15 protein-coding genes are annotated in these 21866 nt (G+C 54.6%); 9 read left to right on the top strand and 6 right to left on the bottom strand.

Features of this window, described 5'->3' with window-relative positions; all coding sequences use genetic code 11:
• Positions 1-56 precede the first annotated feature (56 nt).
• Entirely contained in the window at positions 57-755 is a 699-nt protein-coding gene (locus tag QYC28_RS08630; RefSeq protein WP_024124642.1) for an MBL fold metallo-hydrolase, read from the bottom strand.
• A 200-nt stretch (positions 756-955) separates the two neighbouring features.
• On the opposite strand from QYC28_RS08630, the gene QYC28_RS08625 reads away from it, so the two are divergent.
• The 5 genes from QYC28_RS08625 (at position 956) to QYC28_RS08605 (ending at position 7603) form a co-directional block, all read left to right on the top strand.
• Positions 956-2419, top strand: a complete 1464-nt coding sequence (locus QYC28_RS08625) for an FAD-linked oxidase C-terminal domain-containing protein (RefSeq protein ID WP_149820010.1) — start codon at positions 956-958, stop codon at positions 2417-2419.
• Positions 2419-3435, top strand: coding sequence for a cobalamin biosynthesis protein CobW (cobW, locus tag QYC28_RS08620; protein ID WP_302679315.1), 1017 nt, complete (start codon positions 2419-2421; stop codon positions 3433-3435). The genes QYC28_RS08625 and cobW overlap by 1 nt, the downstream gene beginning before the upstream one ends.
• Before the next feature lie 6 nt (positions 3436-3441).
• On the top strand, positions 3442-5778 hold the full coding sequence (locus tag QYC28_RS08615) for an NAD-binding protein (RefSeq protein ID WP_302679314.1): 2337 nt from the start codon (positions 3442-3444) through the stop codon (positions 5776-5778).
• A gap of 284 nt (positions 5779-6062) precedes the next feature.
• Complete coding sequence (locus QYC28_RS08610) at positions 6063-6701, top strand: FHA domain-containing protein (protein WP_149820004.1); 639 nt, start codon at positions 6063-6065, stop codon at positions 6699-6701.
• Positions 6701-7603, top strand: coding sequence for a tRNA (5-methylaminomethyl-2-thiouridine)(34)-methyltransferase MnmD (locus QYC28_RS08605; RefSeq protein WP_302679313.1), 903 nt, complete (start codon positions 6701-6703; stop codon positions 7601-7603). Before QYC28_RS08610 ends, QYC28_RS08605 begins: the two co-directional genes overlap by 1 nt.
• On the opposite strand, the gene QYC28_RS08600 is transcribed toward QYC28_RS08605, so the two are convergent.
• Both QYC28_RS08600 and infC read right to left on the bottom strand, forming a co-directional pair.
• Positions 7596-8339, bottom strand: a complete 744-nt coding sequence (locus QYC28_RS08600) for a M50 family metallopeptidase (protein WP_149820000.1) — start codon at positions 8337-8339, stop codon at positions 7596-7598. The two genes, QYC28_RS08605 and QYC28_RS08600, sit on opposite strands and share 8 nt — an antisense overlap.
• 17 nt (positions 8340-8356) lie before the next feature.
• Complete coding sequence (infC, locus tag QYC28_RS08595) at positions 8357-8851, bottom strand: translation initiation factor IF-3 (protein ID WP_220131114.1); 495 nt, start codon at positions 8849-8851, stop codon at positions 8357-8359.
• 276 nt (positions 8852-9127) lie between these two features.
• Between infC and QYC28_RS08590 the strand changes: the two genes are divergently transcribed.
• The 3 genes from QYC28_RS08590 to QYC28_RS08580 all read left to right on the top strand — a co-directional run bounded on the left by QYC28_RS08590 (position 9128) and on the right by QYC28_RS08580 (position 15976).
• Complete coding sequence (locus QYC28_RS08590; protein ID WP_286649530.1) at positions 9128-10336, top strand: efflux RND transporter periplasmic adaptor subunit; 1209 nt, start codon at positions 9128-9130, stop codon at positions 10334-10336.
• A gap of 6 nt (positions 10337-10342) precedes the next feature.
• A complete protein-coding gene (locus QYC28_RS08585) occupies positions 10343-13477 on the top strand; it encodes an efflux RND transporter permease subunit (RefSeq protein WP_302679312.1) in 3135 nt (1044 codons plus the stop codon).
• 63 nt (positions 13478-13540) lie between these two features.
• Positions 13541-15976 carry a DNA topoisomerase (ATP-hydrolyzing) subunit A gene (locus QYC28_RS08580; RefSeq protein WP_302680064.1) on the top strand — a complete coding sequence of 812 codons (2436 nt, stop codon included), beginning with the start codon at positions 13541-13543 and terminating at the stop codon, positions 15974-15976.
• Here the strand turns inward: QYC28_RS08580 and tilS are convergent.
• Entirely contained in the window at positions 15897-16931 is a 1035-nt protein-coding gene (gene tilS, locus QYC28_RS08575; RefSeq protein WP_302679311.1) for a tRNA lysidine(34) synthetase TilS, read from the bottom strand. The genes QYC28_RS08580 and tilS overlap by 80 nt on opposite strands.
• 13 nt (positions 16932-16944) lie before the next feature.
• Positions 16945-17904 (bottom strand): c-type cytochrome biogenesis protein CcsB, encoded by a 960-nt coding sequence (gene ccsB, locus QYC28_RS08570; protein ID WP_286649528.1) that lies wholly within the window; start codon positions 17902-17904, stop codon positions 16945-16947.
• 183 nt (positions 17905-18087) lie between these two features.
• Here ccsB and QYC28_RS08565 point away from each other — a divergent pair, with 183 nt between their 5' ends.
• Positions 18088-18870 carry a YaaW family protein gene (locus QYC28_RS08565; protein ID WP_190278036.1) on the top strand — a complete coding sequence of 261 codons (783 nt, stop codon included), beginning with the start codon at positions 18088-18090 and terminating at the stop codon, positions 18868-18870.
• Here the strand turns inward: QYC28_RS08565 and QYC28_RS08560 are convergent.
• A complete protein-coding gene (locus QYC28_RS08560) occupies positions 18867-21866 on the bottom strand; it encodes a DEAD/DEAH box helicase (protein ID WP_302679310.1) in 3000 nt (999 codons plus the stop codon). The two genes, QYC28_RS08565 and QYC28_RS08560, sit on opposite strands and share 4 nt — an antisense overlap.

Genomic DNA, 21866 nt, shown 5'->3' with positions numbered 1-21866 from the left:
GGTTCTCCAGTGGTTACTCAGGGTTGGCTAGACAGGGGCGATCAGGGGTCAAAGGACTAGACGGCAGCGGCAACCATGCCACACTGTTGGTTAGCGGGCACCGCTTCCATAATTTTCTTAGGATCCGGCAGGTTCAGGTTGGCCATGAACTCAATGAACTGCTGGCGATCGCGACCGACAAAGCGGGGATTAAAGCGTTTTTCTTCACCAATGGTGGAAACGGTGTGACCGCGATAGTCATGGCCGGGATAGACCAATGTGGTATCCGGTAGTGTAAAGAGCCGCTGTGTTACCGCATCGTACATTGCGCCTGCATCGCCACTTTGGAAATCAGTGCGGCCACAGCCACGGATAAAGAGGGAATCCCCTGTCAATAGGTGGGTGCCATTCACGAGGAAGGCCATGTGGCTATCGGTGTGCCCCAAGGTGGCGATCGCCTGAATCGGAATGCTACCGACGTGAATCACTTCACCGTCTTTAATATAGCCATCGGCGCAGTCCACATGGGCATTTTCGGGCACAAGGGTTTTGCAGCCTGTGCGTTCGCGGACTTTGCCCGCCCCGGTAATGTGGTCGGCGTGGACATGGGTTTCGAGGCAGTAGCGCAGTTTCAACCCCAATTGCTCAATTAACTGCACATCCCGATCCACCTGTTCAAGGACGCTATCCACCAAGGCGGCCTCACCCGTGGCTTCATCGGCAATCAGGTAAGAATAGGTCCAAGTGTCGTAGTCAAAGAGTTGGCGAAATAGCATAGCGGACTCCTTTATGGGGTAAAGCGTGAGGGGACTCATTCAGCCTGAAAGCTAGACTTAAAACGGTTACTACTTCAGCTTAGTGATCCTAAATATAATTTTATAACTATTCAGTAAAGAAATGTCAAATCCCCCCTGCCCCCATTTTTCCAAAGGAGAGCCAATTTAGGATAAAAGAAGGCAGTTTCAGAGCACTGGGGATGTCCACACTACAGCAAATTACCCCTTGGCAGCGGGTCACAGAGGAGCTAACAGCCATTGTCGGCAAGGGGAGCGTCATCAGTGATGCAGCAGAAGCCCTTGTGTATGAGTGCGATGGGCTATCCATGTATCGGCAACGACCCAAACTGGTCGTGCTACCGCAAACCACTGCCCAAGTCTCTGCCATCCTCAAGGTGTGCGATCGCTATCGGATTCCCTTTGTTGCCCGTGGCTCAGGGACGGGGCTATCGGGGGGAGCCTTACCCCACACCGAGGGGATTCTCATCGTCACTTCTCGCATGAACCAGATTTTAGACATTGATCTGGCCAATCAGCAGGTGGTGGTGCAGCCGGGGGTGATTAATGCGTGGGTCACTCAAGCGGTAGCCGATCAGGGGTTTTACTATGCCCCCGATCCCTCCAGTCAAATTATTTGCTCCATTGGCGGCAATGTCGCCGAGAACTCCGGCGGTGTCCATTGCCTGAAGTATGGCGTGACCACGAATCATGTGCTGGGACTGACGGTGGTGTTGCCCAATGGTGAGATTGTTGAACTGGGGGGTGCGGCGCCAGAAATGCCCGGCTATGATCTTATGGGGGTTTTTGTCGGGTCTGAGGGCACTCTCGGGATTGCCACGGAAATTCGGCTGCGCATTCTCAAACAGGCGGAGGCAATCGCTGTGCTATTGGCGGACTTCACCACCATTGAAGCGGCCGGGGAAACAGTTTCCGCCATTATCCGTGCCGGTATCATTCCCGCTGGCATGGAAATTATGGACAACCTGAGTATCAATGCCGTTGAGGACGTGGTGGCCACCAATTGCTACCCCCGCGATGCCGGCGCGGTCTTGCTGGTGGAAGTCGATGGCTTGGAGTCAGAAGTACCGATTTTGCAGGAGCGAGTCACACGTATTTGCTATGAACAGGGGGCACGCCATGTAACCGTTGCTACAGAAGCTGAAGATCGCCTCCGCCTTTGGAAAGGGCGCAAAGCGGCTTTTGCGGCTGCTGGTCGTCTCAGTCCCAATTATTTTGTCCAAGATGGGGTGATTCCCCGCAGTCAACTGGCCACCGTCCTCAGGGAAATTGAACAACTGAGTCAGCGCAGTGGCTATCGCATTGCCAATGTCTTCCATGCTGGGGATGGCAATCTGCATCCCTTGATTCTCTACGATCAGGCAGTACCGGGCGCGCTTGCGGAGGTGGAGGCCTTGGGGGGGGAAATTCTCAAGCTCTGTGTGCGCTTGGGGGGCAGTATTTCTGGGGAACATGGCATTGGTAGTGATAAGGCCTGTTTCATGGGTGAGATGTTTAGCCCAGCAGATTTAGAAACGATGCAGCAGGTGCGCTGCGCCTTTGATCCCAAACGTCTGGCCAACCCTGAAAAAGTGTTTCCGACACCGCGAACCTGTGGGGAAGCGGCTCATCAACTCAAAGACTTTCCCAACATTGAGGCATTTTAATGAGTGCAAAAATCCCAGTCACGATTATTACCGGCTTTCTTGGTAGTGGTAAGACGACCCTGATTCGGCAGTTGCTTCAGAAGGCAGCGGGCAGGCGCATTGCTGTGATTGTGAATGAGTTTGGCGATGTCGGTATTGATGGCGAGTTGTTGCAGTCCTGTTGCGATCGCACAGCGGGCATTTGGGAACTCACCAACGGCTGTCTGTGTTGCACAGTGCAGGAGGAATTTTTGCCAACGATGCAGACCCTCTTGGCACGGCGGCAGGAGATTGATCACATTGTCATTGAAACCTCTGGACTCGCCTTACCCAAGCCGCTCGTGATGGCTTTTCGTTGGCCGGAGGTGCGCCATGCGGCAACCGTTGATGGGGTGGTGACAGTGGTGGATGGCGTTGCCTTAGCAGCTGGTCAAGTGAGTGCTGATCTGGAGGCGCTCTTTGCTCAGAAAGATGGAGATCCCAACTTGCAGCATGAGGACACCCCCCTTGAGGAACTCTTTAATGATCAACTGGCCTGTGCCGACTTGGTCATCCTCAGCAAGGCGGATCAACTGACTCCCGATCAGGCAGAGCTGCTCATCGCTGAACTGCGCACTCAATTGCCCCCACGGATTAAGCTGCTGGCGGCTCACCAAGGACAGGTGCCGGCGGATCTGCTGCTGGGATTTAATGCAGCGGTGGAGGAGAATTTGGGGCAGCGACCCAGCCATCATGACTTTGAGGAGGAGCATGAGCACGATGCAGAGATTCAAGCCATTTGTTTAGAGATGGGCAGTTGCGATCTTCAGCGCCTGCGGCAATCCTTCGAGCGCTTGCTGCAAGTACCTGACATTTACCGCATTAAGGGCTTTGCGGCCATTGAGGGCAAGCCGATGCGTCTGGTGGTGCAAGGGGTGGGTCAACGGTTAGACTTGTTTTACGATCGCCCGTGGCAAGCGGCAGAGTCACGCCAAACTCGTGTGGTGGTGATTGGTCGTCAGTTGGATCCACAGGAGTTGCTGTCCCATTTTGGCTAGGAGGCTATGGCCAGCCTTGAGGATGTCATTGACCGCCAACTGCGCCAACTGTTGGGCAGCAAGGCCACTTGGTTCATTGATATCGGCGATCGCCACCTCAGCATCTGGGTTGAATCGACAACTTTAGAGCCAAGAGATTTAGATCGCCTATCTAGGTGGGGCAAGACCCTTTGGCAGCAGTGGCAACGGGGTAGTGTTCTTATTTTTGCTGCTGAGCCTCGTCAACCGTTTCCCTACTGGTGGACATCCTGGTCTGTTGCCTCAGCCACACCGCAGGCCACTCAAATAGGCGAAACGACTGCGGGCGATCGCTTTATTATCTGCGGCCTTGGCAGTTTGGGGCAATTTTGTATCCAAAGTCTGCGCCGCTTTGCAGGTGAGCATTTGACCCTAGAGATTCGTGCCATTGAACGCCACGCCAACATTGAGTGGGAAATTCCGCAGTTGACGGAGTTGCTCAGTGAACCTGTGATCATCGGTGATTGCCGGCAAGAGGCGGTTCTGAAAGCGGCTGGGATTGATCGCTGTCGTACCTTATTAGCAGTTACGAGTGATGAGGCCACCAATATTGCCACGGCGATTGTGGCTCGGCGCTTAAATCCCGATGTCCATCTTGTGGTGCGCTCTAGTCGCGATAATCTCAACGCCCTTCTAGAGAAAAAACTGGGGAGCTTTGTGGCGCTCAATCCCACGGAACTACCAGCTCCTGCCTTCGCCCTTGCAGCCCTTGAGGAAAATATCCTTGCTGCGTTTACGATTGAGGGTCAGCAGTTTCGGGTGTTGCAACAAACGATTACCGCTGAGAGTCCCCTCGTGGGTACGCCTGCCCACCGCTGGCAGCGCCGTCACCAACGCCTGATTAGTATTCGCGCCTGCCATTCCCAATCCTCAATCTTCCAGCCGACTCGTCCCCACCGCCTTTTTAACCATTGGCCACCGGATTTACTCTTTGAGGTGGGCGATCGCCCGATTTGGATTGAACGGGTAGAAGTGGTGAAATCCTTGCCCATCCCTGACCCCAATCCCATCCAGCGCCTCATTCAGCAGGTGCGCCAACTGCCTGAGCAGGTAGAACAATTCTGGCAGTGGATCCATGGCGATCGCTCTCGTGAGTTGATCTTCAATGGCCTTTGGATGGGCAGTGGTCTGTGGCTTGTGACCGCGATCCTGCTGCGCTACAACGTCCCCGAACTCACATGGCAAAAGGCCTTTGCTGCCGGCTTTATTCTCCTTTTGGGGGGCTTTGGCGATGTCTTTGGCGGGCTAGAAAACGATCCGATTCCCCCTTGGCTGCTGGTGGTCTGTATTTTGGTGGCGATCGTTAGTCTCCTCTTTATTGTCGGTGTCTTGGGACTTTTGGCGGAAAAGCTGCTGCAAGCGCGGTTTGACTTTCTCAAGAAACGTCCCCCCCTGCCCACGGCGGATCACGTGATTGTTGTTGGCTTAGATCGCATTGGTCAACAGGTGGTGCAAATCCTACGTGCCTTCCGTCAACCCCTCGTGCTACTGGTGGACAACCCAGAGCAAACTCAGCTTTTTGAAGACCTGCCCATGCTCCTTGGCAACATTCCAGAAAAGCTCCCCCAAGCCCATTTGGAGACCGCCAAAAGTGTGGTTCTCACCACTGCTGATGAAATGTTGAATCTAGAGGCAGCCCTAATTGCCCGCCAAGCCACGGAGCAGCGGGAATCCCCCATTGGGTTGGTCATTGGCATCTATGATCCCAGCCTTACTAATGATCTGCGGGATCTCCTACCCCGTGCCCGCCCCCTCTGTGCCTATGCCCTTGCTGCTGAGGCCTTTGCCGGTGCCGCCTTTGGCGAAACAATGTTGGGTCTGTTTCAAATTGATCAGCAGACGGTACTGATTGCCGATTACACCGTTACTGCCGGCGACACCCTTGAGGGCAAGTTGATTGGCGAGGTGGCCTATGGTTATGCAGTCATCCCCATTTTCTACAATCGCCATGAGCAGTTTCTCGGCGGTGAGATCAGTCATCAGTTTTTGCCCAGTGATACGCTGCAACTCACGGTGGGCGATCGCCTGATTGTTTTAGCAACCATTGATGGCCTACGGCGCATTGAACAGGGCAAAATGGCGCCCCGCCGTCTCTGGCGGCTTTGGGTCGGTCAACCGCGCAACGCGGAAGCTGCCCTAGAAATTGGCAATCTGATCACCAAGATTACGGGTCTGCCCCTGCTGCGATCGCGCACCTTTATCCAGCAACTGCCTGCGACACTGACCCTCGCACTTTACGAACCCCAAGCCTTTCGCCTCGGTCAACAACTGCAAGCCCTAGCCCCTGTGCGCCTCTTTCCTTTGGTGGCTCAGGAAACCGCGTAGGTGAAAATCGGCCTCACCTATCGCTCTACATTATCGAACAGATCGAATAAATTGCGAATAAATTGATTTTGGCATTATGACACAGAGTGCTAGTCTGATTATTTAGAACGATAAATGTTCTATCTAAATAATAGGGGTCGGAGTTTTGCGCTCCACGTTTAGGTTCTAGTTCCTGATGTTGAGAGGGGATGATTGTTGCCCTTAGCTTTTGTAGTATCTTTGGGAATTCTAGCCCTCAGGCTAAGATATTGATTAGCAATCGTCAATTAATCTAAGTTGTTCCCATGAGTGGTAACCGTGAGCACCATCTACTCAACATTGAGGATGAAACGGGTAAGCGCACGATCCCTTTAGATGCGGCAACCTACTCCATTGGCCGCGATGTCACCAATGCGATCGTGATTCATGGTCATACGGTTTCACGGCAACACGCCCTGCTGCTGCGGATTCCCTCACCAAATGGCTATCGCTATCGCGTCGTGGATGGGAATGCCGATGGTAAGCCCAGTGCCAACGGTATCCTAGTGAATGGCCAGCGGGTGCAAAGCCATGAGCTAAAAGATGGAGATGAAATTAACTTTGGCGGATCCGTTAAGGCGCACTATGCCACTGTGTCCATGGGCGAGGCGGAGTTTATTAAGTATTTGAAGAGCGTCAACTATCACAGCATTAAGGCCGTGCCCATGACCTCAACGATTACCCAAGCTGAGGAAGGTGCAGAAGAAGAAACGGAATTTAATGCCACGCCCCCATCGCTGCCAGCCAATGCTACCCCAGAGTCAGCACCCGCCCCTAAATCCTCTCCCCCTTGGTTACTGATTGTTGGCGGCATCGTCATTGTCCTTTTGATCACGGGAATTGGCGTTGTGACCATGAACCGACCACCTGCCCCCCAACCAGAGCCCCCCACGCAAACCCAGTGATGGCCTATTCCCAAAACTTAGCTGCTGCCTTGCACTCAATGTGGCAACCCCAACCCACAGCAGACGGCTCTTTTACGTTTTATTCTCCAGAGTTTGGCGAAACGTTCCATAGTCTTGGGGGAGCGCGTCAGGAAGCCTTTGAAAAGTTCGCGATCGCCACCGATCTGCCCCGCAAAGCCCAAGCTTCTCATCTGCGCCTTTTGGACATCTGCTATGGTTTGGGCTACAACACAGCCGCTGCGTTAGAGGTTATTTGGCAGCACAATCCCACCTGTCAGGTCACCGTCATCGGTCTAGAACTGGATCTGGGCGTTCCCCAAGCAGCTTTAGCGGTCATGCCCCCTTGGCCAGCATCGGTTCAAGGGATTCTTGAGGGACTCGCTCAGCAACAGCAGGTGACCACCCCCTCCTGTGAGGCACGGCTTTTAATTGGTGATGCCCGCCAAACCATTCAAGACCTTGTTCGCCGAGGATTCCAAGCAGATGCGATTTTTCTTGATCCCTTTTCACCGCAGCGCTGTCCGCAACTCTGGACGGTAGAATTTTTGCGTCTAGTGGCTCAGTGTTTGGCGCCTGCGGGGCATTTGGCCACCTATTGTCGTGCTGCTGCCGTTCGTGCCGCTTTGCAGGCGGCGGGTTTACACCTTGGGACGCTGCCGATTGTTGCCCCCCAGCACAGCCATGAATGGGCACAGGGAACCGTGGCTCGCTGGCAAGCCGATCAGCTTATTCCCCTGTCGCTGATGGAGCAGGAACATTTGCAAACCCGCGCGGGTATTCCCTACCGCGATCCGCACCTGCGGGATAGTGCGGAGATGATTCGATCGCGCCGCCAAGCGGAGCAACAAACCGCTAACCGTGAATCCACCAGTCGTTGGCGACACCGCTGGGGCATTACTTAGACCGGGTATAGGCCACCTTGAGACTCCACAGCAGCAACCCCAAGGTCATCACAGAAATCAGCGCCCCCCACAGCCAATAGGGGAGCCAGAGGTACTGTTGGAGAAGCCCTGTATCGGAAAGCTGCCCCCCCGGCATGGCATAGGTAAAGAGGTAGTCTACCTGCTGAAATGTGCTAATACAGGCCTGCACCCCAAGGAATTGAATCGAAATGCCCTTGAGCCAGCGATTGCCGCGATAGGCCACCAGCAGAATGGCAATCCCCACCAACGTCATGAAGACAATGCCAAAGAGCGATCGCACCCACAGCAGCACTGAGGCGAGAATCATTATTCCTAGGGCTTTGAGGCAAATATCTGTGGCGCGATGAGAGCGGCTCGACAAAATAAAGACACTGCCAGCGATCGCCGGTCCTAGAGGTCCGCCAATGGCGACTAAGCCATGTCCCAAATTGCCCAGCAGCACCTCGCCCCCATAGCGCGCAAATCCTGAACCACTGGGATAGATGACTAATTCGCGAAAGTAGCCCCCCAACAGAATCGCCGTCAGGCCATGCCCCATCTCGTGGAACCATGTGGCCAAGATTGTAAAGGGATACAGCAGATAGTTCCCCAAGGGAATCTGCCAAAGAAGAATCGTGACAAGGGCGGCGATCGCTAGCAGCAGTGCCGAACGGGGTTTCTCATGGTCTGAAATATCCAGCGGGGTAGATTTGGAGTCTGGACGAAAGCCAAACATACGCCCCCCAGCATTGATTACCGCTTCGGTGCCAAAAACATGATCATATTGCGCCCCTCTTGCTTTGGTGCCTGCTGCACTTCGGCCACCGCTTGCAGGTCATTGGCCATGCGGTTGAGGAGTTCTTCTGCCAAATGGGAGTGTTGAATTTCCCGCCCTCGGAAGGTCACAGTGGCCTTCACCTTGTCTCCAGCCTTAAGGAAACGCTCGGCGCGGTTGATGCAAACGTTGTAATCGTGTTCTTCGATTTTGTAGCGCATCTTCACCTCTTTGACATCGGAGGTGTGCTGCTTTTTGCGGGCTTCCCGCGCCTTCTTTTCCTGCTCAAAGCGAAACTTGCCGTAGTCAATAATTTTGCAAACGGGTGGATCTGCCTTGTCACTGACGAGAACAAGATCAAGTTCCTTTTCACGGGCGATCGCGATCGCCTCTTGGGACGACATAATCCCCAATTGGGAACCATCACTATCCACCACCCGCACCCGAGGAAAACGGATGCGCTCATTAATCATGGGTTGTTCTTGCTGTGTTTTCTTGGTAAGAGCCACTGGTACCTGTACTGTCGTTGATAAAGGTTGGCGCAAGGACTGTCCTAGCCTCTAAGGTGAGCCAGCAATGACCCCCTGCCCCTTGCTCTACATCTTAGCGGAGGAGTGCCAATAGGAGCTATTCTCTATTTCGCCTAGATACACAGAAACTAATTATCAAAGCAGCACTCGCCATAGGCGCCCCTAGGCTAGACTGAGGATATTTATTGCCCACTCTGGGTGACATTTAAGGTCTGAGGTATGGTGCAACGGCAACTGTTCACGTCAGCTCTCCTAGGCAGTCTTTGCTTCCTCGCTACCGCCTGTGGCCAACCAAAGGCAACGGCTCCCCCACCAGCGGCACGGGTGAAACTTGCGGCGGTTCAAACGGAAACCCTTTCGCAAACCGCTGTTTACAATGCCTCTTTGCAATCCCGTGAGTCGATCACGCTACAACCCCAAGTTTCCGGTCGAATTGCGCAAATCAATGTTCAAAACGGCCAGTTTGTCACTCAAGGTCAGCCCCTCCTTCTCATTGACCCCTCAGAACAGCAAGCCGTTGTGGCCAGCAACTTAGCTGCGATTCAATCCGCCCAAGCCAATGTAGAGAATGCCCGCTCGATCCTCCGCGCCCTTGAAGCCCAGCGCCGCTCCAATCTGGCCACCGTAGAGTTCAATCGGATTCAAGCGGAACGCTATACAGCACTCTTTGAAGAAGGGGCTGTTTCCAAAGAACAAGCGCAATCCTTCATCACCAGCTTTCGCACTGCCCAAGCAGCACTCCAACAAACCGAGGCGGATATTCGTGCCCAACAGGCTACCATTGCCCAGTTAGAAAAAGTCCTCTTGGCTGCCCAAGCCAATGCCCAGCAGCAGGCCGTTGTCCTGAATTGGTTTCAGGTGCGTGCTCCCTTTAGTGGTGTTGTCGGCAATATTCCCCCCAAAGTGGGCGATTTTGTAACGCCCCAAACCGACCTCCTCACCCTGACCTCAAATCAACCCCTAGAAGTCTATATCCAAGTGCCCATTGAGCAAATCCCCCGCATTCGGATGGGGACGCCGGTGGAATTAATAGACATGAATGGCAATGTCGTCGGTACGAGTTCCGTCTTTTTCATTGCCCCCAATACCACAAACAATACCCAAACCATTTTAGTGAAAGCGCTCTACGACAATACGCGGAATAATCTCCGTGCCGATCAACAAATTCAAGCCCGCATTATTCTCGATCAGCAACCGGGGATTTTGGTGCCGACCACGGCTGTCTCCAATCTTGCCGGCCAAAACTTTGTCTTTGTTGCCGAAAAAGACGCCGAGGGCAAAATGATTGCCAAACAAAAGCCCATTCAAGTAGGGGCAATCCAAGGAAATAGATATCAAGTTTTTGAAGGCCTCAAACCGGGAGAGCAAATTGTTGTCTCGGGAATTCAGCGCCTGCGCGATGGTGTGCCCATTACTCCTGAGTCTTAAAAGAGCATGATTAGCGATTTTTTTATTAAGCGCCCGGTTTTTGCCACGGTTTGTTCTCTGCTGATTATTCTGGTGGGGACGATCGCGCTGCCAACGCTGCCCATTGAGTATTACCCTAACGTTACACCGCCAACAATTCAGGTGTCTGCTAACTATGCAGGTGCCAACGCTGAAACCGTTGAAACGAATGTCACCACGATCTTAGAAACGCAAATTAATGGCGTGGAGGGGATGGATTACATTGACTCCAGCAGTAACAGCTTTGGCAACAGCAATATCACGATCACCTTCACTGAGGGCTATGACGAAAATATTGCTGCTGTTGATGTCAATAACTTAGTGGCATCAGTCACCTCCCAACTGCCACCAGAGGTCATCAACACTGGGGTAAATGTCAGGAAATCCACAAATCAGATTGTTTTGGCCTTAGCCCTATACCCAGAGGAGGGATACAACTACGACGCCACATTCATTAGTAACTACGCGACCCTCTACGTGGTGCAACCCCTGCAACGTCTGAAGGGGGTAGGGCAGGTTCAGGTCTTTGGTCAACGCACCTATGCCATGCGGATTTGGCTTGATCCCAATCGCTTAGCCAGTCGCGGTCTGACGGCTCAGGATGTGGTGCGTGCCCTCTCCGATCAAAATGTCCAAGTGGGAGCCGGGATTATTGGTGCCCCCCCAGCACCAGAGGGACAGGAGTTTCAAATTTCCATTCAAGCCCAAAGTCGCTTGGCCTCAGAAGAAGAGTTTGCCGACATTATTATTCAGCGCGGCGACGATGGTTCTGTGATTCGCATTCGCGATGTCGGTCGCACCGAGCTAGGAGCACAAAACTACAACACCAACTTTCAGTTTGATGGCCGTGACGCCGTTGGGATTGGTATCTATCAACTCAGTGGTGCCAATGCCCTCGACATTGCCCGCGCTGTCGAAGCGGAGATGGCTGTTTTAGCTGAGAAATTTCCCCCCGGTCTGAAGTGGAGCGTGGGATTTAGCACCACGGATGCGGTACAGGAATCAATCAAAGAGGTGGTCATTACACTCATTGTGGCCATCATCCTTGTCATTGCCGTGATCTTTTTGTTCTTGCAGGATTGGCGTGCCACGATCATTCCCTCGATCACGATTCCCGTTTCCTTGGTGGGCACCTTTGCCTTTATGAAGGCTTTTGACTTCTCAATCAATAGCTTGACCATGTTTGGTCTGGTGCTGGCCACGGGGCTGGTGGTGGATGATGCCATTGTGGTCGTGGAAAATGTCACTCGCCTGATGGAAGACGAGGGCATGACCCCCCAAGAAGCCGCCAGTCGCTCGATGGAGGAAGTGACAGGGGCACTGATTGCCACCTCGTTGGTGATGATGGCGGTCTTTATCCCTGTGGCCTTTTTTCCGGGGGTCACTGGGCGGCTCTATCAGCAGTTTGCTTTGACAATCGTCTTTGCGATCGCCCTTTCTACGTTTAATGCTTTAACCCTCTCTCCCCCTTTGTGCGCCCTGCTCCTGCGGCGGGAACGCCCCCCGATGGCGAACTTTATTTTGTTTCGCTGGATTAACCGCTTTCTCGATACAATGCGACGGGGCTATGAACGCAACCTGACTGTGGTCGTGCGCCTAAAATACTGGGTGCTGGCAGGCTTTGTGGCACTGCTGGGGGTGACCTACGGGCTGTTTCAGATTGTTCCCGGTGGCTTTGTCCCCCAAGAGGATCAAGGTTATTTTGTTACCCTTGTGCAATCGCCTCAGGGGGTGTCCCTCGAATACACGAGCAATATTGTCTTCAAAGCAGCGGACGCGATCGCCCAAAATCCAGCGGTCGAACATACCTTTGCCATTGGCGGTTTTAGCTTCTTCGGCACAGGTTCAGACAAGGGGATTATCTTTACGAGTTTCAAGCCTTGGTCACAGCGGCCAACCCTTGATCAGTTGCTGCCCCAGTTTCAGAAGGCCGTCGTGGGTGAACTCGGAGCAGTGGTGTTTGCATCCAATGTGCCGACCATTAACCTTGGTGGCAGCGGCCTTGGCGGCTTTGATATGCAGGTGATGGATCAGCAGGGTCTCGGCCTTGAAGCCCTTGCGAGTTCAGTGAACGAGCTAATCCTCAAAGCCAATGCAACCCCTGGCCTTGTGTCAGTGAATACCCCCTTTGCCATTAATGCCCCCCAGTTAAATGTAACGGTCGATCGCACCCGCGCCCTTGCCTTGGGGATTCCCCTCAAGGACATTTTTAATGCCATGCAGATTTACTTGGGGTCGTTATACGTTAACCAATTCACGATTTTTGCCCGCAGTTACCAAGTGATTGTGCAGGCGGATAAGCAGTTTCGCTCGAATCCCGATGACATCAACCGCATCTATGTACGCTCGGAGCAAAATGCGCTCATTCCCCTCAGTAATCTCGTCACGATTGAACAGGTCTCGGCACCGCCGATTATTTATCACCATAACTTGTTCCGTTCGGCGGAGGTGACTGGTCAAAATGTGCCACCCCTCAGTGATAGTCAAGCGATGATGACAATGGCATCCTTGGCTCAGGAGGTTCTCCCCAATGGCATCGGCTATAGCTGGACGGGGTTATCCCTAGAGTCCACCCGCTCCGCAGGCCAAGCACCGTTGATTTTTGGCCTTGGTCTCGTGTTTGTATTCCTCGTGCTCTCGGCGCAGTACGAAAGCTATATTGACCCCTTGATCATTATCCTTTCGGTGCCTTTGGCGATCATGGGCGCTTTGTTGGCACAGTGGTTGCGGGGGCTGAGTAATGATGTATTTTGCCAAATTGGTTTGGTGATGCTGATTGGCCTCGCCAGTAAGAATGCGATTTTGATTGTGGAGTTTGCCAACCAAATTCGCGAAAGCAAGGGCACGTCCATTGTCAAGTCGGTGATCAATGCCGCCGAGGAACGGCTGCGCCCCATTTTGATGACGGCCATCTCCTTTATTCTGGGCATTTTCCCGCTGGTCATTGCTACGGGTGCTGGGGCAAAATCCCGTCACTCCTTGGGAACAAGTGTCACAGGTGGCATGCTTGCAGCCACATTTCTCAGTTTCTTTGTGGTGCCGATCATTTACATCCTCATTAAGGAACTAGTGGCGCGGCTGACCAAGGAGAAGCTTGAGGAAGCAACCCCAACGGAGTCTTAACTTACTTTACAATTCGCAAAACTCTTGTATCGTGGGGAATGATCCTTTGGCTCGTTCGTGATCATGCCCAAACAACTGGATTTGCTGACCTCTGGACAGGTGATCCCAACACCACTGCACAGTGAAATGCAACGCTCCTATCTGGAGTACGCCATGAGTGTGATTGTGGGGCGGGCACTACCAGATGTGCGGGATGGGCTAAAACCAGTGCATCGGCGGATTCTCTATGCCATGTATGAGTTGGGGTTGACGCCCGATCGCCCCTTTCGCAAGTGTGCACGGGTGGTGGGGGATGTGCTGGGGAAATATCACCCCCATGGGGATCAAGCGGTCTATGAGGCACTGGTGCGCTTGGTGCAGCCCTTTAGCAGTCGCTATCCCCTCTTGGCAGGGCATGGCAATTTTGGCTCCATTGATGATGATCCTGCGGCGGCAATGCGCTATACGGAAACGCGCTTGGCAGCGATCGCCCACCGCACGCTACTGGAGAATATCAGCGACGCCATTGTGGATTTTGTCCCCAACTTTGACAGTTCCCAAGAGGAGCCCTTGGTGCTGCCGGCGCAACTGCCAATTTTGCTGTTGAATGGCGCAACGGGAATTGCTGTGGGCATGGCCACAAACATTCCACCCCACAATCTGGGGGAAGTGGTGGATGCTCTGATTGCGCTTATTGACCGTCCCCATCTCTGCCTAGAAGAACTGCTCACCCACCTGCCGGGACCGGACTTTCCCACGGGGGGTGTGATTGTGGATGGGGCAGCATTGCTGCGCGCCTACGCCACGGGTCGAGGGACGATCACCCTGCGGGGGGTGGCCACCCTTGAGGATATTCAGCCCGGACGCGGCCGCCACCGTCGCCAAGCCATTGTGGTGACAGAGCTACCCTATCAGGTGAATAAGGCGGCATGGATTGAGAAGGTGGCGGATTTGGTGAATCAAGGTCGCCTTGAGGGCATTGCCGATCTGCGGGACGAAAGCGATCGCGAGGGGCTGCGGGTGGTCATTGAACTGAAGCGGGATGCCTCAGCGGCACAACTCTTGGAGCAACTCTACCGCCTAACCGCACTACAAGTGACCTATGGCATCAACTTGATGGCACTGGTGGGCAATCAACCCCGCCAACTCTCCCTCAAGGAGATTCTCAGTGAGTTTCTTCAATTTCGCGAGCAGACCCTGCTACGGCAATATCGCCATGATCTCGAAACGGCTCAAGCCCGCCAGCATGTGGTGACGGGACTCTTAATTGGCCTCAATGCCGTGGATCAGGTGATTGAGATTTTGCGATCGGCAGCGGATGGCAGTACTGCCCAGCGGGAATTGATGACCCGCTTGGGTTTGAGCGATCGCCAAGCCAGTGCCCTGATTGCCATGCCCCTACGCCGCCTCACTCAACAGGAGCGCCAAGACCTGGAACGGGAACAGGCGGAGCTACAAGCGCGGATTGCCCAGTTGGAAACCCTGATTAGCCAGCGTCCTGAGCGCCTCAAGGCACTGAAGAAAGAATTGCGGCAGTTAAAGAAAGCCTTTGCCGATCCCCGCCGCACTCAAATCCTCACGGCAGCGCCGCCGCTCCCCACCCCCGTGGAGACCAATGATTGTGACGATACGCCCCTCTGGGTCGAAGTGAACCATCGCGGTTACGGGCGCTGTCTGTCCCAGCGCAGTCGGGGGAGTCTCCAATTGCAAACGTGGCTACCGTGGTCAGAGCCATTGCCTTTGGCCTTCTCGGTACAGGCTAGGGATCGCCTGTGGGTGTTTACGGAAAGTGGCAAGGTCTATCCGCTGCCCTTAGAGCGATTACCCGTTAGCAGCCGCCGTGAGAGCGATCGCGGTCAACCCCTACTGACTCTCTTGCCGGAGTCGGCGCAAGGGGAAACCCTCCTGACGGTCTTGCCCAGTCAAGCCCCAGCAGAGAAGCTGATTTTGCTGACGCGCCAAGGCCGCATTAAGGTCATTCCAATCTCAGATCTGCAAGACCTGAGCGGGCGCGGTCTGCAACTGATGAAACTCAAGGCGGGGGATGCCCTCGGTTGGGTACTGCCTGCAGATACGGATCACTTAGTGTTGGCCACCTCGCGGGGGCGGGTCTTTCACTTTTTCATCCCCGACATTCCTGCTTTAGGGCGGCTGAATCTAGGTCAAGCGGCGGTGCGCCTCAGTGGGCAAGAAACCTTGGTGGGGGCGATCGCCCTGTCGGAACCGGAGAATGTGATCCTCATTACTGCTTCAGGCCTTGGTAAACAAGTGCCGCTGCCCCTAATGGAAGTTGTGCCCCTTGGTCATTTAGGCCAGTTGGCGATGCCCCTGCGGCAAAAAGCGGATCGCTTGGCGGGCATTGGCCGTGGCGGTAGCCCCCTGGCACTGGTGACGAACCAAGAGCGAGCCTGGATCACCAACGGCGAAGAGATCCCCATCCTCAATAAAGAGGCGGTGGGGGTGGCGATCGCTCCCCTTGATCCGCAGGAACAGATTCAGGCGGTGGTGCCGTTGGCCTGATCAGTTCAAGCCACTGACCACAGACCCGCAGGTGGTACCCCCCCGGCAGCGTTGAGGTTTGGCTGCCATTACCTGCCGTGATCAGAGGACGCACCGCTTCAATTAGGCTGAAATCAATGCCCCGTTTCAGGTGCTGACGCAAAAATCGCTGGATCAAGCGGCGTTGCAGCGCAAGGGGCAATTCCCGTAGGCGCAGCCGCTCCAAGGCAGGGGGATGCTCGCGGATCACGGTGGGGGCAAGACGCTCCACCTCAGCCTCGAAATAGGCGCGATCGCTAGCCAGCAGTTCAGCGGTTTGGGCAAGCACCTCTTCCACATTCGGATTAAAGTGCGCTTGCAGATAGGGAATTAACTCCAAACGCAGCCGATTGCGGCGATAGTTGAGATGGTGGTTCGTTGCATCCTGCCAGACGGGTAACCCGTAGGTTTGGCAAAAGGCAGCCGTTTCCGCTCGCGTCATCCCTAGGAGTGGACGTACTAACTGAATCGCACCCAAAGCACGGCTAGGTAAGAGGGTGGCTAGGCCATCGGGGCTGGTGCCGCGCAGTAGATGTAGTAGGAGACTTTCGGCGCGATCGCTCTGGGTGTGGGCGGTCACCACATGGGTGCAATCCAACGCCTTGGCCACGGTCTCAAAGACTTGGTAACGCCATGAACGGGCTGCGGCCTCAGTTTTCGGCAGCGGCGGCGCACTCACCACCTCACAGGGCAGGTGCCATTGCTGCGCTAGCGCTTGGACGAAATTTGCATTGGCAGCGCTATCTGCCCGCCAGCGGTGATCACAGTGGACAGCCACCAAAAACCACTGCCAGTGGAGCTGTAGATCCAGTAGCAGGCGCGTTAAACAAACGGAGTCTTGACCCCCCGACAGAGCAATGAGGATGCGTGACCCCACAGGGAGCCATTGTTGGGTTTTTAAGGTGGTATGCAGGCGGGCGTGGTAGATGCCCCACACTTGCAATAACCGACTAGAAGAACCAACCGTAGGAGTGTAGGCCTTTCCCCAGTAGGTTCACCCCTAAGTAGCAGACCCAGACCACCCCAAAACCAACGGTAGCGAGAATCGCGGGCTTGCGTCCCTGCCAATCGCGGGTCATGCGGGCATGGAGATAAGCTGCATACACCAGCCAGACAATCAGTGCCCAAGTTTCTTTGGGATCCCAACTCCAAGGCGCCCCCCAAGCCTCATTTGCCCATACTGCCCCAGAGATAATGCCGATGGTTAGCAGTGGGAAGCCAAGACCAATCATGCGGTAGCTCAAGTTATCGAGGGTTTCAGCCAAGGTGAGGCGTTGCAAACTCAATTGCAGGGTGGGTTGGGTGAGTACCGTGGTGCCGCCGCCCCCAGTCGAGGGTTCTAAGGAAGGTTCTGGCGTGCGACTGCGGAAGCTGCCTGTGCCCACGGAGCTGCCCTTAAGGCTGACGGGTTTGCCCCATGTGACCACTAGGAAGGCGATCGCCAGCAGTGACCCCACCATCAAGGTGGCATAGCTGAGCATCATCACACTGACGTGCATCATTAACCAGTTGGACTTCAGGGCAGGCACCAGAGGCGCTGACTGTTGCATTTCCGGGGGGAGCGAGAGAGCCGCAAAAGCCGTAATTCCCATGGCAACGGGTGCAGTAACAACCCCCACAAGGCGCTGGCCACTGATGGACTCGGCGACAAAGTGCATGGCTGTCAAACCCCAGCACAGGAAAAAGAGGGATTCATAGAGATTGCTGATGGGAAAGTAGCCCCCCTCAATCCAACGCGCCGCCAGCAGGCCCGTAATACAGAGATTGGCGATCGCCATCCCCGTGCGACCCGCAGCCGTGAGAACAGGCCATTGGGGAAACGCTGCCCCACACCAGTAGAGCAACATCGTGATCAAAAGCACCGCAAAGGCACTGTTATCGAGCCAACCTTCTAGGGTTAATAAATCCATAGCTTTTTATTTTGCCAGCCTGCTACTCTTTTGTATTGTACTGTCCGAACCGTGCTTTTCTGGGATAGTGGCGCATCTCCCATTCTTGTGAAAAGGGCTGTACCACAATTTCAGCCTGAATCCCTATAATCAGGGGTGAAGAATCATCATGTTCTATTGTGCTGCTGCTGGAGCGAGAACCCCATGAACGAGCTACGGGCTGCGCTGGAATTGGCGACGGAGGAGGAGTTGCAAGACCTAACAGAAATTCTGTTTCGTCGTCGGCTCAATCCCTTGGACTATCTCACAACGCCGGATCCCATTGCCGTCCAAGCTCAGGATCGCCAAGCATGGCTGGATGATATTGAGGAGCGGTTTCGCTTTTTGGCGGCAGATGGTCTGACAGTACTCAAGGGCAAAGCACAGCAAATCAGCTATCGGCAAACGTTGATGCGGGTCTGTCGCTATCTGAAAATTAAGTTTTCCCCCAGTTGGACAGTCCCCGAACTGGAAATGGAAATCTTCTTGAATGTGTTGCAGCGGATGTGGAAAAAGCTGGGGGATGAAGATCGCAAGGTCTTGGCTGCCCAAATCCAAGATAGCTTGCCCGAACTGCGCAACGGCCACCCGATTTCCATGGAAACTGTACGCCTGATCCTAGAGGGAGGCGCGGCGATCGCCATCAGTTCTGTTGTCCGCTCCATGGTGGTGCAGCAGGTGGCTCGTCAATTTGCCATTCACTTTGCTGGGTACAAGCTCTCCATCACTCCCTTGGTGTCTCGGGGCGCTGCCGTGGGAGCCGCTAAATTTGCCCTCGGTCGCAGCGTCTTAGCCTTTGCCAGTACAGCTTTGTGGGTGTGGTTTATTGCCGACTTGGGTTGGCGTGCCATTTCCACCAACTATGCGCGCATTATTCCCACCATTTTCGCGATCGCCCAAATTCGCCTCCTACGCGGTGAGCAGGCATCCCAGTGGGCAATGGCCTAGAGTGTGATCATCCGCTCTTTGTCCAGGGTGAGCAGTTGCCGCAGTTGATCGAGGTTGAGTTCGGTTAACCACTGTTCGCCACTGCCCACAATCATGTCCGCAAGCGCTTTTTTCTGCTCAATTTGCTCGTGGATCTTTTCTTCAAGGGTACCCGTGCAGACAAACTTGTGGATTTGGACAGTGCGGGCTTGGCCAATGCGGAAGGCGCGATCGCTGGCCTGATTTTCAACGGCAGGGTTCCACCAGCGATCGTAGTGAAAGACATGATTGGCACGGGTGAGATTTAAGCCCACGCCCCCCGCTTTTAGGGAAAGAATAAAGACCGTGGGTGCCTCAGGATCGTGCTGAAAGCGTTCCACCATGAGTTCTCGCTGCGCTTTGGGGGTGCGTCCCGACAGGAAAAAGACCTCCATCTGTAGCGCCTTTTCGAGATAGGTTTTCAGGTGGGTGCCAAATTCGGCAAATTGGGTAAAGACAAGGGCGCGATCGCCCACTTCCTGAAGCTCTTGCAGCATTTCTATGAGGCGTTGCAATTTACCCGAGCGATCGGGGGCATAGTCTTCCTGCTTGAGATACTGCGCCGGGTGGTTACAGATTTGCTTCAGCTTGGTGAGGGTGGCTAAGATATTCCCCCGCCGCTGGATACCTTCACTATTTTCAATGGCAGCAAGGGAGTCTGCCACCACCGCAGTGTAAAGCTGCATCTGCTCTAGGGTGAGGCCACAATAGACCAGCATCTCCTGTTTTTCGGGCAGGTCTTGGATAATGCTGCGGTCAGTTTTGAGCCGCCGTAGAATGAAGGGCTGAACGTAGGTGCGCAGGGCGTTGAGGGAGGTAGTGTCACCATAGCGTTCAATGGGTCGCACATAGCGGTGCTGAAAGTAGGTGCGATTGCCCAAGTACCCCGGATGCAGAAAGTCCATAATCGACCAGAGTTCAAGGAGACGATTCTCTAGGGGGGTTCCCGTCAGGGCAATGCGAAACTGGGCGGAGAGTTCCCGTGCCGCTTGGGACTGCTGGGTGTTGGCATTCTTGATGTTTTGGGCTTCATCGAGGACCAGATGCTGCCATGACACCTGTTGCAAGGTGGTGCGATCGCGCTGCAGGAGGGCATAACTGGTGAGAATCAGATCGTGAGTTTCGACTTTTTTCAGAAATGCCTTGCCCTTGGGGCGATCGCTGCCGTGGTGGACGTAGGCACGCAATGTCGGTGCAAATTTTTGGCACTCCCGTAGCCAGTTGCCCAGTACTGAGGTGGGACAGATCAACAGTGTCGGTCGGTAGGCACGTCCTGCTTCCTTGAGATGGAGCAAAAAGGCCAACAGTTGAATCGTTTTCCCTAAGCCCATATCATCGGCCAAGCAAGCCCCCAACCGCCAGCGTTCCAAGAAACTCAACCACGCCACCCCTCGCGCTTGGTAGGGACGCAGTTCACCACAAAATTCCTGCGGTGTCGGCACTGGATCAAGGGTTTGTTTACCCGTGAGGCCATCGAGTAGTGCCTGAAGAGCATCATTGGCGTCTAGGCCGAGAATGGGTAACTTGGCCACCGTCACCGTATCCCCGGTGGCAATGCGCAGCGTATCGGCAAGGGAGAGCTGGGTCTTTTGGGGAGACTGGAGAAACTCTTGAGCGGCCTTGACCTCTTGGGGACGCAGCAGCACCCACTCACCATTGAGATAAACAAGGGGACTCTCTTGGCGGCGCAGTTGATCAAAATCTGCTTCCGAGAGGGGATGCTGCCCCAACTGTAATTGCCACTGAAACTGCATCAAGCTCTCAATACTCAAGCCGCTGGTGGCGGTGGGCGGCAATGAAGCAATCATCCTCAGACCCAAGCGATGCTGGGCGCTATTGCGGCGCAAACTCGGCGGCACAATAATCGCAACCCCCTGCTGCTCAAGGAGCGGAATGGCACTTTGCAAGAAGGCATAAACTTCCGTGGTTTGCAGCGTCAGACCCACAGGGGAGGGTTCTTGGAGACTGCGATCGAGGGGACGATAAATGCGTGAGGCCAAACCCAGTCCCCGCAGCAGGGTTTCTTGGGGCTGCCAGAGCACTTGTCCGTGATAGAGGAGGGACTCTTGCGTACATTGCCAAATCTCTGCCGCCGCCAGCATCGTTTCCGTTTCGCCCTCCGTTTGTAGGCCAAAGGCCAAGTACCAGTCACCATCAGCGGTGGCCGGGGGAACCAGTTGCAGTGCCAAGCGCCATTGGGGGCGCAGATCCAACTGCTCGCGGTAGGGTTCTTGCCAACGCTGGAGCCGTTCCACAAAAGAAGGCGGCAGTTCCGTTGCTTGCCCTGTTTTGAGGAAAGTCAGCCAGTGGCTGTGGGCTTTGGCTAAGCCCACTTTGGGCAGCTCTAGGGAGGCGAGGACAGCGTGGAGATAGCCCTGCAACGTGTGGTGTAAAAAATCCGCCAATAGATCGGTGGCATGGGGCGGAAACCGCAGCGCCGTGGCATCCCCTTGATAACAACGACACAGATGCGGCATCCGTTGGCTAAATTGGCGAAAGCGATCGCGATCGCCCCCGTGGGTGAGCAGAATCCGCCACCCTTCAGCCGTAGGCAAGTATTGGCCGCGCACAATTAAATCCAGTAACCAGCGACTAACGTGCAGCCAATAGCGCAGATCATCGCCAATAGCAGCGCTTTCGCGACCCTGAAGACCCAGTTGATGTAGTTGCTCTAAAACCCCTGAGGCAGGAATCGCCCAACCCGGCACCTGCCAGAGAAACAGCGGTTCGCCGTTGACTTCCGCTAGGGGAGGCGGTAACAGGTGATGCTCCTGAATCTGTGCGGGCAAAGCAGCATAGGCAACACTCGGATCGGCATTGACAAGCGGAGGGGTCTTCAGTTGGGTGGCATAGGGATAAACAGGCACAGCAGTCGGAACCCAAGGCGTGATTGCCTGAGTGAGCGATCGCCATTCTTCTGCCCATACAAAAAAGCGCGGCGTCGGCGTTGCCAGCCACGTCCCACGGAAAACAGCCAT

It is taken from the genome of Thermosynechococcus sp. HY596 (assembly GCF_030518715.1).
GTDB lineage: Bacteria > Cyanobacteriota > Cyanobacteriia > Thermosynechococcales > Thermosynechococcaceae > Thermosynechococcus.
The sequence above is the reverse complement of the archived record's forward strand: the minus strand, read 5'-3'. Positions and strand labels throughout refer to the sequence as shown.

What these genes read in the sequence shown, in the direction of transcription:
- QYC28_RS08605 (WP_302679313.1), top strand. Translation starts at nt 6,701, where the DNA reads ATGGCCTATTCCCAAAACTTAGCTGCTGCCTTGCACTCAATGTGGCAA.
- infC (WP_220131114.1), bottom strand. Translation starts at nt 8,851, where the DNA reads ATGATTAATGAGCGCATCCGTTTTCCTCGGGTGCGGGTGGTGGATAGT.
- QYC28_RS08600 (WP_149820000.1), bottom strand. Translation starts at nt 8,339, where the DNA reads ATGTTTGGCTTTCGTCCAGACTCCAAATCTACCCCGCTGGATATTTCA.
- QYC28_RS08625 (WP_149820010.1), top strand. Translation starts at nt 956, where the DNA reads ATGTCCACACTACAGCAAATTACCCCTTGGCAGCGGGTCACAGAGGAG.
- cobW (WP_302679315.1), top strand. Translation starts at nt 2,419, where the DNA reads ATGAGTGCAAAAATCCCAGTCACGATTATTACCGGCTTTCTTGGTAGT.
- QYC28_RS08590 (WP_286649530.1), top strand. Translation starts at nt 9,128, where the DNA reads ATGGTGCAACGGCAACTGTTCACGTCAGCTCTCCTAGGCAGTCTTTGC.
- QYC28_RS08560 (WP_302679310.1), bottom strand. Translation starts at nt 21,866, where the DNA reads ATGGCTGTTTTCCGTGGGACGTGGCTGGCAACGCCGACGCCGCGCTTT.
- QYC28_RS08610 (WP_149820004.1), top strand. Translation starts at nt 6,063, where the DNA reads ATGAGTGGTAACCGTGAGCACCATCTACTCAACATTGAGGATGAAACG.
- QYC28_RS08630 (WP_024124642.1), bottom strand. Translation starts at nt 755, where the DNA reads ATGCTATTTCGCCAACTCTTTGACTACGACACTTGGACCTATTCTTAC.
- ccsB (WP_286649528.1), bottom strand. Translation starts at nt 17,904, where the DNA reads ATGGATTTATTAACCCTAGAAGGTTGGCTCGATAACAGTGCCTTTGCG.
- QYC28_RS08580 (WP_302680064.1), top strand. Translation starts at nt 13,541, where the DNA reads ATGCCCAAACAACTGGATTTGCTGACCTCTGGACAGGTGATCCCAACA.
- QYC28_RS08615 (WP_302679314.1), top strand. Translation starts at nt 3,442, where the DNA reads ATGGCCAGCCTTGAGGATGTCATTGACCGCCAACTGCGCCAACTGTTG.
- QYC28_RS08585 (WP_302679312.1), top strand. Translation starts at nt 10,343, where the DNA reads ATGATTAGCGATTTTTTTATTAAGCGCCCGGTTTTTGCCACGGTTTGT.
- QYC28_RS08565 (WP_190278036.1), top strand. Translation starts at nt 18,088, where the DNA reads ATGAACGAGCTACGGGCTGCGCTGGAATTGGCGACGGAGGAGGAGTTG.